Here is a 14247-nt window from a genome sequence, read left to right as displayed (position 1 = left end):
GTTTCTCAATTGTGAGTTTTCGGTAATTACCTTAATATGGAATTGTATAAAACGTAGAGGAGGATTCTTATGTTGACTTGTAATGGAAGTAAATCATTTCAAAAGTTTATTAAAGGTGTTACAGATCTTATGGAAAACGGTTTATTTGAAGAAGAAATAGTGTGTGGCATTGAAAAGTTACTAGAAGAACTTTTAGAAAAGAAAACATGGCTTCCGTTAGATAAACAGAAGGCCAATTTGACTCAATATGCACGACATTTATTGTATGAAGATCCGCTCAAACGTTTTGAAGTACTAGCTCTCGTATGGAAAGATGGACAATCTACACCTTTACATGATCATGACGGCACATGGGGAGTAGAAGGCGTTTTTTCAGGAAGGATTATGGTGCAGAACTTTATACAAACGAAACAACTTGGAAATTCACTTGTTTATTTAACACATACAGGAAATCTTTATTTGGGAGAAGGAGAAACAGATAAAGTAATTCCACCAGCGGATTGTCATATTCTTGAAATTAGCAAAAATGAAAGCGTTATTACGATTCATGTCTATGGAAAACGGTTAGAAAAGTTTAAAGTATATATCCCAACTGAAGAAAAAAATGTGTACATGTGTGAGACGAAATACATTAGTTATAATTCATAGTTTAAAATCCAAAGCTTTTTTAAAAAGAAAAGCTTTGGATTTTATTTTTAATTATTTCTTGACCTGAAACGCTTTTCATAAATTATAAATAAGAAGTACCTCACGAGGATTGTATGAAAACGATACCTAATAATTAATTAGAACTCGTGTATTTATAGAAAGTGGTGAAGAAATAATGAAATTAATTGCAATTGATTTAGATGGAACTCTTCTTTCGGGGAATAAAATGATAAGTAAAGAAAATGCAGAAGCAATTCGAACATGTCAAGAAGCTGGCCATGTTGTAGCAATTTGTACAGGACGTTCAATTGTTGACATTGAGCGATTATTGTTAGAAGTTGATTTAGAGTGTCCAATCATTGCGGAAAATGGTGCTCTTATATATAAAGATAAAAAAATGATGAAGAGATATCCAATTCAAAATATGCAGGCACTTGAAATTGTAGAATATCTTGAAGAGAATGGTTTATATTATCAGCTCTATACTGATAAAGGTGTGTATGTACCGGATTATGGAGTAGAGAGTGTACGTAATGAAATTGAGCATGTGAAGAATTCAAAAGAAAATTTCGACTTGAAAGAGTTAGAAACAATCGCAGCATTATATCTTGAGCATACAGCGTTTCATAGTGCGGAAAGTTGTAAACCAATTGTAGAAACAGATATACATGTGCATAAACTATTACCATTTTCTTATGAAATTGAGAAATTAAAAAAACTCAAAGAAACATTTCTTCATAATACAGATTTAGCAATTACATCTTCATATTGGCACAATTTAGAGATTAATCATCGAGATGCTCAAAAAGGGAATGGATTATATACTTTAGCAGAACATCTTAATATTCCGGTTGAAAACACTGTAGCGATAGGTGATGGGCTAAACGATGTTTCTATGATGGAAAAAGCGAACATATCAATTGCAATGGGGAATGCAGTAGAAGAAATAAAAGCAATGTGTAAATACGAAACGTTATCAAATGAAGAACATGGTGTGGCACATGCTTTATATAAATATGTAATGTAATTAAAAAAGAAAAAAGAATCCAAATGGATTCTTTTTTCTTTTTTATTAGGGGTAAGGTATTCTATGAGATTCATAGAAGCCTTATTACATTTTATTATATAGAATATATTGGAATAAATGTTTATATTTTTCATAAAAATTGTGAATATTTTATGAACTTTATACTTATTGCATGTTTATACCGCTATTAGTAACGTGTATGACTCTCAAGTGAAAATTCAGTGAATGTAAGGAGGAATTCAAGTTACTAGACAATAAGTGAGGAATCAACGAAATATATACTAATTAAAGGTATATTCAGTATATATATTCTTTTCTTATTTTAATTGAAAAATAAAATTTGTTCGAATAATTATTCTACAGCTATATACCTACACTAGCTTTCTTCGTATAATGGAGAAGTATGAATTTTAGATTTGTATTAATTTTACATATTGAGGTGAAAAAGGAATGAATTCGCGGCTAATGGAACTTATTGATGTGAGTACAATAGAAACCATGGCAGAACAATTTTATAAATTAACTAATATATCACATCAACTTCTTGATGCTGAAAAAGAATGTGTTTTTTCATTCGGAATGAATGAGATAAAAAAGAGTAAACTTCCAAAGATTGAAATCCCCATTTTCTTATACAATCAACATTTAGGATCTTTTGTTGTATGGTCCAAAAAAAGTGAAATTTTCAGTTGTCAAAAATACTTTGAAATGCTCTCAAGTTTAATTTTAGATAGCGCAATAAAAGTATTTCAAAGTAAAAATACAACGTTGCTTTCTCAGAAAGAGGAGGAACTACATACGATTTTACAAAACATGCCTGTTATGGTCGATGCGCTTGATTATAATGGAGATTTTGTTTTGTGGAATCGAGAATGCGAAATTGTAACAGGTTATACCGCTGAAGAAATAATTGGAAATCCCAATGCACTGCAATTATTGTATCCTGATCATAATTATCGCCATCAAATACAAAAGAAATTTTTAACTTGTGGAAAAAATTTCAGAGATTGGGAAATGCACTTAACATGTAAAAATGGTGAAATCAAAACAATAATGTGGTCGAATATATCAGAACAGTTTCCTGTAACAGGATATAGTTATTGGGCTGTTGGTGTAGATATTACACATTTAAAAGCGATAGAAGAGCAGTTAAAACAACAAACATCTGAACTGGAATTAATTTTTAAAGCTTTACCAGATTTATGTTTTTTAACAGAAGATGATGGCACAATTATAGATTACAAGGCAGGATCTCCTACAAAGTTTTACGTACCCGCAGAAGCTTTTATGGGAAAAAAGTTTTACGAAGTATTACCATCTTCAGTAGCACAGCAGTTTCAGGAAGCCATTAATCAAGTGAAGGAAAAAGGAACGAATGTAATTGTAGAATATCCACTCACACTTAATGGAAGTATTGATTTCTTTGAGGCTAGGTGCTTACCATTATTACATGATAAAATTATGATTATTGTACGCGACATTACAGAGCGAAAAAAGACAGAAGAATTGCTAAATAAATCAGATACGCTTGCAGCAATTGGTCAATTAGCAGCTGGCGTGGCTCATGAAGTAAGAAATCCTTTAACTGTAATTAAAGGTTTTATACAGTTATTTCAAATTAATAAAGAAGATCAAGAAAAATATTTTGATCTTATGCTCTCTGAAATTGAAAGGATAGAAGCAATCCTGCAAGAATTTCTGGCAATTGCTAAAACAGATGAGATAAATACAGAAAAGAAAAATATTTATCAAATTTTTAAAAATGTCGTATCGTTAATGAATACAAAAGCAATTATGACAAATATTCAAGTTGAACTATTTACGGATGACAAAGATATAGTTATTGAATGCTCAGAAAATCAATTGAAACAAGTATTTATTAATATTTTGCAAAATTCAATCGAAGCTATGCCAAATGGTGGGGAAATTTCAATTCACATAAAAGAAATAAATGATGATGGTGTCATCATTCATGTAATAGATGAAGGAATAGGAATACCTGAAGAAAGAATTAAGAGATTAGGTGAACCTTTTTATAGTACGAAAGAAAAAGGGACTGGTATTGGATTAATGTTAAGTTATAAAATTATTGAAAGTCATCAAGGGACAATTAGTATCATGAGCGAGGTTGGTGTCGGGACAACAGTAACTATTTACTTACCGAAAGTACTAAGTAAACAATCTCTTTCTAATTGTGACGACAAATGTATAGCAATACGCACTAGTAGTAATTCTTAAATCAATTAATACCCAATAACAAAGCGATTAGTGAAAACTAAGCTTTTTGTTATTGGGTATTTTTTATATTTAATTTAGTAAACTTTACCTTTTCTTTACCTTTGTTTTAATTTCTATTAAGTTTTAAACATTATATTGATATTTGTACAAAGCAATGTATAGAAATTGTACATTACTTTTAATATAGAAATGTGATTATTATTTGAAATATTGTAAGGAGGAGATTATGACAAGGTGAAAAAGCAAGAGAAGAAAAGTGGTAGAGTAGTACCTCTCCGGTTAAATATTTTATTCCTTTGTGTATTTTTATTATTTTCTGGCATTATTATTCAGTTAGGGAAAGTGCAAATTTTTGATGGAGAAACATATAAAAATGAAGTAGAGAAGAGAGAAAATGCAACCGTGGGCCTTTCTGTACCACGTGGGAAAATATTTGATCGTGAAGGAAATCCAGTAGTTGATAATAAGTCTTTACGTACGATTACATATACAAAGGTGAAAGGTGTAAAACAAGAAGAAATATTAAAATCAGCAAGACAACTTGCAGATATTATTGAAATGCCACAAGAAGATATAGATAAGTTAACTGAGACTGATAAGAAAGACTTTTGGATGCAATTAAATCCAGAACTTACTCAAGACTTAGTATCAAAAAAAGAAATAGATAAGTTCCGAGATAAAGATATTACCGGAAAAGAGCTAGACAAAAAAATAGAAGATTTAAAAAGGAAGCGCGTTACAGAAAAAAATCTTCAAGAACTAACGGCTAAAGATATAGAAGTGTTAGCTATTAAAAGTAAAATGACCTCAGGTTTTCAAATGGCACCTCAAATTATTAAAAAGGACGTTAGTGAACAGGAATATGCGGTGATTAGTGAAAATTTAGCGAACCTTCCAGGGGTAGACGCATCAGTTGATTGGGAGAGAATCTATGTAAATGATGGATTATTCCGTTCTGTCCTTGGTAACGTTTCAAATGCTGATGAAGGATTGCCACGTGAACGATTAGATTATTATTTAGTGCGTGATTATAGCCGAAATGATAGAGTCGGCAAAAGTTATATCGAACAGCAATACGAAGATGTACTTCATGGTACAAAAAAAGAAGTAAGAAGCATTGCTGATAAACAAGGAAATACTATTAGAACGGAAACGGTTTCGGAAGGGAAAAGCGGTAAAAATTTAACTTTAACAATAGATATGGAATTGCAAAAAAAAGTAGAGGAGAGCATAGAAAAAATATTAAAACAATATAAAGGATCAGAATCAATGTTAGACCGTGCTTTCGTAGTAATGATGAATCCGAAAAATGGCCAAGTATTATCGATGGCTGGGAAAAGGCTTGTAGAAAAAGACGGGAAAATGGAAGTTGAAGATTATGCTTTAGGCACGCTGACAAGTTCATATGAGCTTGGATCAACGGTTAAAGGTGCGACAGTGTTAACAGGGTTTGAAACAAATGCAATAACTCCTGGAACACATTTTTATGATGCACCTATGAAATTTAAAGGAACTAAGGAAAAGAAGTCTTGGAAAAATTTTGGTGATATAGACGATCTAAGAGCGTTACAAGTTTCTTCAAACGTTTATATGTTTAATATAGCATTAAAAATTGCTGGCGTGGGTTATGTGAAAAATAGTTCACTAGATATTAAACAAGAATATTTTGATAAAATGAGGTATTATTTCAGGCAATTTGGACTAGGTGTACAAACTGGTATTGATTTACCAAATGAAACTGCAGGGCAAATTGGAAGAAAAGATAATCAGCCTGGTTTCTTATTAGATTATTCTATTGGACAATATGATACGTATACACCACTTCAGCTTGCACAATATATTTCTACTATCGCAAATGGGGGGTATCGAATGAAGCCACAAATTGTTCAAGAGATTAGAGAACAAACCGTTCAAAAAGATGAGGTTGGTAAAGTAGTACAATCAATAGAACCCGTTGTTTTAAATAGAATCGATATGAAACAAGAATATATTAATCAAGTAAAAGAAGGATTTAGAAAAGTATTTCAAGAAGGAGATGGAACGGGAGTAAGAGCGTTCCAAAAAGCACCATATAAACCAGCTGGTAAAACAGGGACCGCACAAACTGTATATGGTGGAGAAAATGAAATTGGGCGAAATGCGAAAGGCGATCGTAGAGAATGTTATAACTTAACATTAGCTGGATATGCGCCATATGATGATCCAGAAGTAGCATTTTCTGTTGTAGTACCGTGGGTTGAAAATGATAAATCGGGCATTAACTCCGATATTGGAAAAGAAGTTTTAGATGTTTATTTTGATTTGAAAAATAAGCGATTAACTGGTGAAGCGCCAAAAACAGATGTCTCTAAAGAGAATTAAAATGTACGAAACGTCTCTAGCATTCCTGTAAACTAGAGGCGTTTTTATCTGGGAATAGATTAGAAATGAGGTATATATGAAGCTGTTTATTCTAAAATATTGGAGGAACATATGTAGCTACATATTCATTATAATAGGGGTTATTTTTATTAATAAGTCCTTTTTATTTTGTATGGTAGAAGGAATTTCGATGCAACCTACTTTGAATGAAAAAGATTATATACTTGTTAATAAGGTAAACGTCTGTTTATCGTCTTTTCATCATGGAGATGTTGTCATTATAAAAAAAGAAGACGAGCCTACTTACTATGTGAAACGAATTATTGGATTATCGGGGGATAACATACAACTAAAAGAGGATGAGGTATTTATTAACGGTAAAAAGCGTGATGAGTCGTATATACATTTAGATATGTCACAAGTATCCAATCGTTTTTCAAATTTTAGAGAAATAAAAGTTCCTACGCATAAATTATTTGTGTTAGGTGATAATCGTAATCATAGTAAAGATAGTAGGAATACACTTGGACTTATTGATGAATCAAATATAATAGGTAAAGTAGAAATGGTATTTTATCCATTTGATCATATAAAATGGATAAAATAATTCTATTAACGATTCACATTTTATAAAATAAATCATATATTGATAGCATAGGACAAGCAAAAACGCTTGTTCTAACCTCACAGAACACTCCTTATCACGGTTAGGCATCTACATAGGTAGATGCTTTTTTTATGTTGATGACTGAAAATTATTTATCAATATAATGTAGCAAGCATATTAGGACTATTAAGGGAAGATTACTTGTACAAATAACAGTATGCTTAATTAAAACAATGAAATGTAAGGAGTGAGGAATAAGTGCTAAATATTTTAGTGGTTAATTTTCCAGCAGAGGGACATGTAAACCCTACATTAAATTTAGTAAAAGCCTTTACTGAACGAGGGGATAACGTACATTATATTACAACGGCAAACTTTAAGGATAGAATTGAAGATTTAGGAGCTACTGTACATACTCATCCGGATCTATTAAAAGAGATTTCTATTGATGCTGAAACCTCATCTGGGTTAAATGCTTTCTTTCATATGCATGTTCAAACTTCTTTATATATATTAGAAATTACGAAACAATTATGTGAAAGTATAAATTTTGATTTCGTAATGTATGATATATTTGGCGCAGGAGAGTTAGTAAAGGAGTATTTACAAGTTCCAGGTGTAGTGTCCTCGCCTATATTTTTAATTCCGCCAGAATTTTTGAAGACATTACCTTTTCATCCAAATGCAGATATGCCATTCCAACCAGAGGAAATCTCTGAAAAATTACTAAATCAGATGGAACATAAATTTGGAGTAAAACCAAAGAATAATCTTCAATTTATGAATAATAAAGGTGATGTTTGTCTCGTATACACAAGTCGTTATTTCCAACCTAATAGCGAATCGTTCGGAGAAAATAACATTTTTATTGGACCGAGTATTTCAAAGCGTAAAACAAATATAAAATTTCCACTGGAATTACTTAAAGAAAAGAAAGTTATTTACATTTCAATGGGAACACTGCTTGAAGGACTCGAACCATTCTTTAATACTTGTATTGATACTTTTTCAGATTTTGATGGGATAGTTGTAATGGCAATTGGTGATAGAAATGATATTTCAAAAATAAAGCAAACGCCAGATAATTTTATAATTGCTCCATACGTACCTCAATCAGAAATATTAAATGAAGCAGATGTTTTTATTACACATGGCGGTATGAATAGCGTACACGATGCCATTCATTATAATGTCCCATTTGTAATAATACCGCATGATAAAGATCAGCCTATGATAGCGCAAAGATTAACTGAACTGGAAGCAGCACATAGACTATTGAAAGAACATGTTAATGTGTACACTTTAAAAGAGGCCGTAACAGATGTACTTTCAAATGAAAAGTATAAACATGGTATAAGAAAACTTAATGATAGCTTTTTAGAATGTGGTGGTTCAAAAGAAGCCATTGCAGTTATTGAATCTCTTTTAAATAAAGTAAAACTTTAATTGGTGGGGCTTTACTGCCTGCAAATAGCGGGATAAATAGTCGTAACTGTATACAAGCATAGAGGTTCTCACCTTTATGCTTGTGTATTCTTATCCAGCAAATTGTACAGCAGTATATGCATGTAAAAAAGCAGTATCAAAAACGGGAACAGTAAGATCATTTTGGGAGATGAGTAAAGGTATTTCAGTGCAGCCTAATAATATACCTTCAGCGCCGTTTTGAATTAATGATTTTGTAATTTGTAATAACCTTTTTTTAGATGTTTCTGAAATGATCCCTCTACTTAATTCATCTAATATGACATGGTGGATAAAGGTTCTTTCCTCGTCATTTGGGATAATTGTCTCAATGTTATATTTCGCTAATCGTGATTTATAGAAATCTTGCTCCATCGTTTGTTTTGTTCCTAATAGTCCGATACGTTTTATATTCTGTTCTACCATTTCTTTAGCACTTACATCACCAATGTGAAGAAGCGGGATAGATATTGCTTGTTCTACCTCCTCGGCAAATAGATGTACAGTATTTGAACACATTAATAAACATTCAGCCCCAGATTTTTCAACTTTCTTTGCAACTGTAACTAGTTCATTTTTCACTTCTTCATATTGATAGTTTTGTAATAAAGTAGTTACTTCACCAAAGTCCATACTATATAAAATTAGCTTCGCATTTTGATCGTATTGAGAGAGTGTAAGTGTATTAATATGTTTATAGTATAATGATGTAGATTCCCAACTTAATCCTCCAATCAAACCAATAACTTTCATAATGCATTCCTCCCGAAACGATTTTGAATTCATTATTTCACAATTCCGATAAGAATACAATGATTTAAATGCGCTATTTAATAAAAAATAAAAATAGTAAGAAAAGTGTTGAAATTTACATTCTTTAGTGCCATAATACGAATTACAAATTAATACTTATCCAGAGAGGTGGAGGGAACGGCCCTAAGAAACCTCAGCAACCCCTATGCAATTTTATAGGAAGGTGCTAATTCCGCAGAGGACACGATGTGTTTTTTGAAAGATAAGAGGATTCTTGAACGTGAAAGAAAATGACCTCTTATGTAAGAGGTCATTTTTTTGTTGTATAGAAAGGGAGTGTCGATGCATAATTCATTTTTAAATTAAATATAGAGTAATAAAAGTTGACTAATATGAGAGGGGAATTGTCATGAACAAATTATCAACAAAGTTAGTAGTAGCAATCGGTATTGGAGCAGCATTATACGGGATATTAGGACTTTGGGGATTTTCTATTGCACCGAATACATTTATTAAACCAGCATTAGCTATATTAACTGTTTTTGGAGCATTATTTGGTCCAGTGGCAGGACTGTTAATCGGACTTATCGGTCATACCGTAACAGATACGATTGCTGGCTGGGGTATTTGGTGGGGCTGGGTTATTAGTTCAGGTATTATTGGTTTTTCAATGGGGCTTATTCAAAAAAGAGTTGGTTTTAGTGTGAAAAACGGGTCATTTAACAAGGGGGATATTTCTTATTTAGCAATTACTGGGCTAGTTGGTATTGTCATTGCTATTATATTTGCTGGGGCATTCGATATTATTGTGATGGGAGAACCATTTGACAAAATTGTTATACAAGTATTAGGAGCAACAATTTCCGATGTCATCGTTTTCTTAGTACTTGGATTGCCACTTACAATTGGTTTGGCGAAATCCAATAAGAAACATACACATTTAAAAATTGAAAAGTAGGGATGTTAACATGCAACCAATTATTTCGTTTGAACAATTCACCTTTCAATATGGGCATGCTGTGCAGCCTACTTTAAGTGATATTACCTTTCATATATACCCTGGGGAAAAAGTGCTAATTGCTGGACGAAGTGGCTCAGGAAAGTCGACATTAGCTCATTGTATAAATGGGCTAATCCCATTTTCTTACGAAGGGAATAGTACAGGTAACGTTTTAATTGCCGGTAAAGACCCAAGGGAAGGAAGTATTTTTGAACAAAGTAAACAGGTAGGAACAATTTTACAAGATCAAGATGCTCAATTTATTGGTCTGACAGTAGAAGAAGATGTAGCTTTTTATTTAGAAAATGAATGTGTAAAGCAAGATAACATGAAAAAGATTGTTTCGGACTCATTAAGAAAGGTGAAGATGCATACGTTTCATAAACAAAGTCCGCATGAATTATCAGGAGGTCAAAAGCAAACAGTTTCTCTTGCTGGTTTATTAACAACAAATGCGGATATATTATTGTTCGATGAACCATTAGCGAACTTAGATCCACTAAGCGCCATACATACGATAGAACTTATGAAAGATATACATGAGCAGTATAATAAAACGATTGTTATTATCGAACATAGGATAGAAGAAATTTTAAAACTGGATTTAGACAAAGTTATATTAATTGATGAAGGTAAAGTCATTGCGATGGGAACACCAAAAGAAATCTTAGCGTCAAATATATTACCACGTATTGGCTTAAGAGAGCCTATTTACATCGAAGCATTAAAGAGATTACATTTTGATCGTAATAATGACGTAATATATCCAATGGAAAACCTTCAAAAAGAAAAGGTAAGCAACGTTATAAAAGAGTGGATGGAGAAACAAGTCATATTAGAAAGGAATGCTAAAAACAAGGAATTACTTAAAGTGGAGAATTTGTCATTTTCATACCCTAATAAACAAAAAGTATTAGAAAATGTAAACCTTTTAATATATGAAGGAGAAATTGTGGCACTGTTAGGACATAATGGAGCAGGGAAATCAACATTAGCTCATAGTCTTATAGGTATAAACAAAATGAAAAATGGGAAAATTTCGTTAAAAGGTGAAGATATTAGTTCTTGGTCTATTCGTAAACGTGGGGAAATCATATCTTACGTGATGCAAAATCCAAATCATATGATTACACAGTCTACTGTTTTTGAAGAAGTTTCATTTACATTAACATTACATAATTTTTCTAAGGAAGAAATTAAGAATAAAGTAGAAGGTATTTTAAAAATTTGTGGTTTATATCCATTTCGTAATTGGCCAATTCAAGCACTAAGCTATGGGCAAAAAAAGAGACTAACAATCGCATCTGTATTAACAACAAATCCTAAGCTTATCATATTAGATGAACCGACAGCGGGACAAGATTATTATCATTATAAACAATTTATGTCGTTTATTAAAAACCTAGCTAAAAAGGGAATTTCATTTGTTTTTATCACTCACGATATGAATCTCGCGCTAGAATATACAGACCGTGCAGTAGTTCTACATGAAGGGAAAATTATTGCGGATAATACAGTGTTTGATGTATTAGGCGATCAAGAAACGTTACAAAGAGCCAACTTAAGAGAGAGTTCTTTAACCAAGCTTGTTAAATTTAGTGGGATTGCATGTCCAGAAAAATTTATGGAGCTTTATTTAGACAGTAATAGGAGGGAGGAAGGTGCATAGTACATATTTTCATCGTATGGATGGGGTAGTGAAATTGTTTTTATTTATTTTTTGTATGACGCTTACTTTTTTGTTTTTTGATTTTCGGGTGTTGCTAATATTATTTATTATTGGGTGTATCGGACTCAGCATTGCTAAAATTCCATTTCGTAAAATTTTAATTGTTTTTAGTGTCATATTTACATTTAGTTTATTAAACTCTGTCATGATTTTATTTATTACACCAACTCATGGATCTGAATTAACTGAATCATATACCGCGTTTTTACATGTTGGATATGCAACGATTACATATGAAACATTATTTTATGCAGCTACACTTTCATTAAAGTATTTTACGTTATTACCATTTACACTTCTTTTTATTTACACGACAGATCCAAGCGAATTTGTAAGTAGCTTAAGTAAACTTGGTATTCATTATAAGATTACATATGCAATAAATATTGCACTACGTTATATTCCCGACATCCAGTCTGAGTATAAAATTATTAAACACGCGCAAGAAGCGAGAGGAGTGGCTTTTGAAAAAGGAGAAGCAAGTTTATGGGTTCGTATGAAGAACCGTGTTTTAATTTTCTGGCCACTAATCATTCATTCTCTAGAAAGAATAGATACGGTTTCAAATGCAATGGATTTAAGAGGATTTGGAAAGAAGGATAAACGTACATGGTTTTATACAAGTAAGGCGGAACGTGAAGATTTCATTGCTTTATTTGCCGGTATTTTCATATTTATTGTTGCGGTATATTTAAAATTAAACGTATTTCAAAACTTTTGGTATCCATTTTAAAGCACTCTTTAAACGAGTGCTTTTACTTATTTTTATGTAGACATGCTCAAAAAAGGGATATATACATAATGTATAATACGAACCAGTTAAAATGATCAACTACCTATTAGTTTTCAAGCCAAAAGGAGGAGAAAATATGAGTTACGGTGGTTCTTGTGGTTTTGGTGGAGGTTTCGCTTTACTAGTTGTGTTATTCATTCTATTAATAATTGTAGGATGCAGCTGCTGGGGCGGAGGATACTAATTTTTAATTAGTCTTCACAAATGTAAACTAAAAAAACATTGAAGATACTTATGTATCGAAACAAATAAAAAAGGAGCAACTATGCTCCTTTTTTATTTGTCTTAATGCGTATTCTTACTATATTTCGGGAACGTAATCGTTAAAGTCGTTCCTTTACTAACGATACTTCGGATTTTTAAACTTCCATGCATCGTCTCAATAATCTTAACAGCAACCATTGTACCTAAACCAGTTCCTTTTGTTTTTGTACTAAAATACGGTTCACCGAATCGATGTATTTGCTCCTGTGACATTCCAACTCCGCTATCTTCAATTCGTATTTCAACTTTACTATTATTGATAGATGAGGAAATATTTAAGGTACCACCATTAGGCATTGCTTCAATACTGTTTTTTATTAAGTTTAAAAAACATTGTTGAAAGTGCTGTTTATTACCAACAATGGTTGCCTCAGAAAAATCCTGTGTAATATGTATCGTATTCATATTACACAATGGCAATATCATATTAATAACTCGATTTAACTCTTGTTTTACTGAAATTTGATCTAATTTTTCTGGAGCAGGTTTGGCAAACGTTAAGTAATCATCGATAATTTCTTGGGCACGATTTAACTCTTCAAGTATATGTTTAATATATTCGTCTCTTGATTCAGGAGTTAAATTTTGTGTTTTTAAAAGCTGTGTAAATCCTTTTACAACCGTTAAGGGATTCCTTACTTCGTGCGATATACTTGCAGCGAGTTGGCTAACAATCTCCATTTTTTCCATTTTAATTAATTTAGAGCGCATTAATACAGCATCTTTTATAACTTCATTTATATAAACAATAAATAACATTAAAGTAGTCGGTAATACCATGAAATAAATAATATACAAATTATTTACTTCAAAATCTGATAAAGTTAATACAATTAAAGTTGTAAATATTGCTAGGAAAAAGGTTAAAAACATGGAAAAAGCTACTTTAAGTTTTCTATTATATGTATTAAATTTTGAAGATGCGAGTGCTGTAACGATGAACATTATTCCGTAAACAACAACTGTCAGCATGTTAAAGCCATAAAATAAAAATCTCGTAATTAATAAAATTGCAAACAATATGATACCGACAGGGAATCCACCATAAAGCGTACCTATTATGACCGGAATTTGTCTTAAATCATGAATACAACTTTCATCCATATAGATAGGGTATCGCATACATAAAATAAGCGGGATACTAGAACAAAGGGTGATCAGTAGTATTTTATATTTCTTTAAATAGTGCCGGCTATCATATATGAAATAAAAAACAAATATACTACATAAAATGTATAGAAGATTATTTAATACGTTTTGATTAATATAAACAAAGTCCATAATATTTGCCTCGTTATTCTGAATTTACTTAACATATGTATCATGATAACATGTGTTAGGATGTATAAACCTTGTTCATACA

General features: G+C 31.7%; 12 protein-coding genes and 1 riboswitch. Of the genes, 10 read left to right on the top strand and 2 right to left on the bottom strand.

Features of this window, described 5'->3' with window-relative positions:
• The first annotated feature begins 69 nt into the window (after positions 1-69).
• From ACTFP3_RS21280 to ACTFP3_RS21255, 6 genes are all read left to right on the top strand, one after another.
• Positions 70-648, top strand: a complete 579-nt coding sequence (locus ACTFP3_RS21280; protein ID WP_000954437.1) for a cysteine dioxygenase family protein — start codon at positions 70-72, stop codon at positions 646-648.
• 175 nt (positions 649-823) lie between these two features.
• A complete protein-coding gene (locus ACTFP3_RS21275) occupies positions 824-1675 on the top strand; it encodes a Cof-type HAD-IIB family hydrolase (RefSeq protein WP_000766385.1) in 852 nt (283 codons plus the stop codon).
• A 450-nt stretch (positions 1676-2125) separates the two neighbouring features.
• Complete coding sequence (locus tag ACTFP3_RS21270) at positions 2126-3913, top strand: ATP-binding protein (RefSeq protein WP_440011156.1); 1788 nt, start codon at positions 2126-2128, stop codon at positions 3911-3913.
• A gap of 234 nt (positions 3914-4147) precedes the next feature.
• The gene (locus tag ACTFP3_RS21265; protein ID WP_440011154.1) at positions 4148-6274 is read left to right on the top strand and encodes a peptidoglycan D,D-transpeptidase FtsI family protein; all 2127 of its coding nucleotides are present in this window, start codon (positions 4148-4150) and stop codon (positions 6272-6274) included.
• A gap of 76 nt (positions 6275-6350) precedes the next feature.
• A complete protein-coding gene (gene lepB, locus ACTFP3_RS21260; RefSeq protein WP_041183985.1) occupies positions 6351-6881 on the top strand; it encodes a signal peptidase I in 531 nt (176 codons plus the stop codon).
• A gap of 258 nt (positions 6882-7139) precedes the next feature.
• Positions 7140-8327 (top strand): macrolide family glycosyltransferase, encoded by a 1188-nt coding sequence (locus ACTFP3_RS21255; RefSeq protein WP_440011153.1) that lies wholly within the window; start codon positions 7140-7142, stop codon positions 8325-8327.
• A 90-nt stretch (positions 8328-8417) separates the two neighbouring features.
• Here the strand turns inward: ACTFP3_RS21255 and ACTFP3_RS21250 are convergent, their stop codons facing one another.
• Positions 8418-9098: an aspartate/glutamate racemase family protein gene (locus tag ACTFP3_RS21250; protein WP_166695990.1), complete on the bottom strand. Its 681-nt coding sequence runs from the start codon at positions 9096-9098 to the stop codon at positions 8418-8420.
• A 153-nt stretch (positions 9099-9251) separates the two neighbouring features.
• Positions 9252-9367: riboswitch (SAM riboswitch) on the top strand.
• 140 nt (positions 9368-9507) lie between these two features.
• Here ACTFP3_RS21250 and ACTFP3_RS21245 point away from each other — a divergent pair.
• From ACTFP3_RS21245 to ACTFP3_RS21230, 4 genes are all read left to right on the top strand, one after another.
• Positions 9508-10056 (top strand): ECF-type riboflavin transporter substrate-binding protein, encoded by a 549-nt coding sequence (locus ACTFP3_RS21245; RefSeq protein ID WP_001038210.1) that lies wholly within the window; start codon positions 9508-9510, stop codon positions 10054-10056.
• A gap of 10 nt (positions 10057-10066) precedes the next feature.
• Positions 10067-11767: an ABC transporter ATP-binding protein gene (locus ACTFP3_RS21240; protein ID WP_153595236.1), complete on the top strand. Its 1701-nt coding sequence runs from the start codon at positions 10067-10069 to the stop codon at positions 11765-11767.
• Positions 11760-12560, top strand: a complete 801-nt coding sequence (locus ACTFP3_RS21235) for an energy-coupling factor transporter transmembrane component T (RefSeq protein WP_326303533.1) — start codon at positions 11760-11762, stop codon at positions 12558-12560. The genes ACTFP3_RS21240 and ACTFP3_RS21235 overlap by 8 nt, the downstream gene beginning before the upstream one ends.
• A gap of 136 nt (positions 12561-12696) precedes the next feature.
• Entirely contained in the window at positions 12697-12804 is a 108-nt protein-coding gene (locus ACTFP3_RS21230) for a YjcZ family sporulation protein (protein WP_000120182.1), read from the top strand.
• 101 nt (positions 12805-12905) lie between these two features.
• Here the strand turns inward: ACTFP3_RS21230 and ACTFP3_RS21225 are convergent, their stop codons facing one another.
• Positions 12906-14165: a LytS/YhcK type 5TM receptor domain-containing protein gene (locus ACTFP3_RS21225; protein WP_033667149.1), complete on the bottom strand. Its 1260-nt coding sequence runs from the start codon at positions 14163-14165 to the stop codon at positions 12906-12908.
• Between the last annotated feature and the right edge of the window lie 82 nt (positions 14166-14247).

It is taken from the genome of Bacillus cereus group sp. MYBK5-2, from assembly GCF_051915685.1.
GTDB lineage: Bacteria > Bacillota > Bacilli > Bacillales > Bacillaceae_G > Bacillus_A > Bacillus_A cereus.
Note: the sequence above shows the minus strand (reverse complement) of the source record. Positions and strands in the feature narration are given on the sequence as shown.

Excerpts from the sequence above, each read along its gene's own strand:
- ACTFP3_RS21270 (WP_440011156.1), top strand. The coding sequence starts at position 2,126 with ATGAATTCGCGGCTAATGGAACTTATTGATGTGAGTACAATAGAAACC.
- ACTFP3_RS21230 (WP_000120182.1), top strand. The coding sequence starts at position 12,697 with ATGAGTTACGGTGGTTCTTGTGGTTTTGGTGGAGGTTTCGCTTTACTA.
- ACTFP3_RS21245 (WP_001038210.1), top strand. The coding sequence starts at position 9,508 with ATGAACAAATTATCAACAAAGTTAGTAGTAGCAATCGGTATTGGAGCA.
- ACTFP3_RS21275 (WP_000766385.1), top strand. The coding sequence starts at position 824 with ATGAAATTAATTGCAATTGATTTAGATGGAACTCTTCTTTCGGGGAAT.
- lepB (WP_041183985.1), top strand. The coding sequence starts at position 6,351 with ATGAAGCTGTTTATTCTAAAATATTGGAGGAACATATGTAGCTACATA.
- ACTFP3_RS21250 (WP_166695990.1), bottom strand. The coding sequence starts at position 9,098 with ATGAAAGTTATTGGTTTGATTGGAGGATTAAGTTGGGAATCTACATCA.
- ACTFP3_RS21225 (WP_033667149.1), bottom strand. The coding sequence starts at position 14,165 with ATGGACTTTGTTTATATTAATCAAAACGTATTAAATAATCTTCTATAC.
- ACTFP3_RS21240 (WP_153595236.1), top strand. The coding sequence starts at position 10,067 with ATGCAACCAATTATTTCGTTTGAACAATTCACCTTTCAATATGGGCAT.
- ACTFP3_RS21280 (WP_000954437.1), top strand. The coding sequence starts at position 70 with ATGTTGACTTGTAATGGAAGTAAATCATTTCAAAAGTTTATTAAAGGT.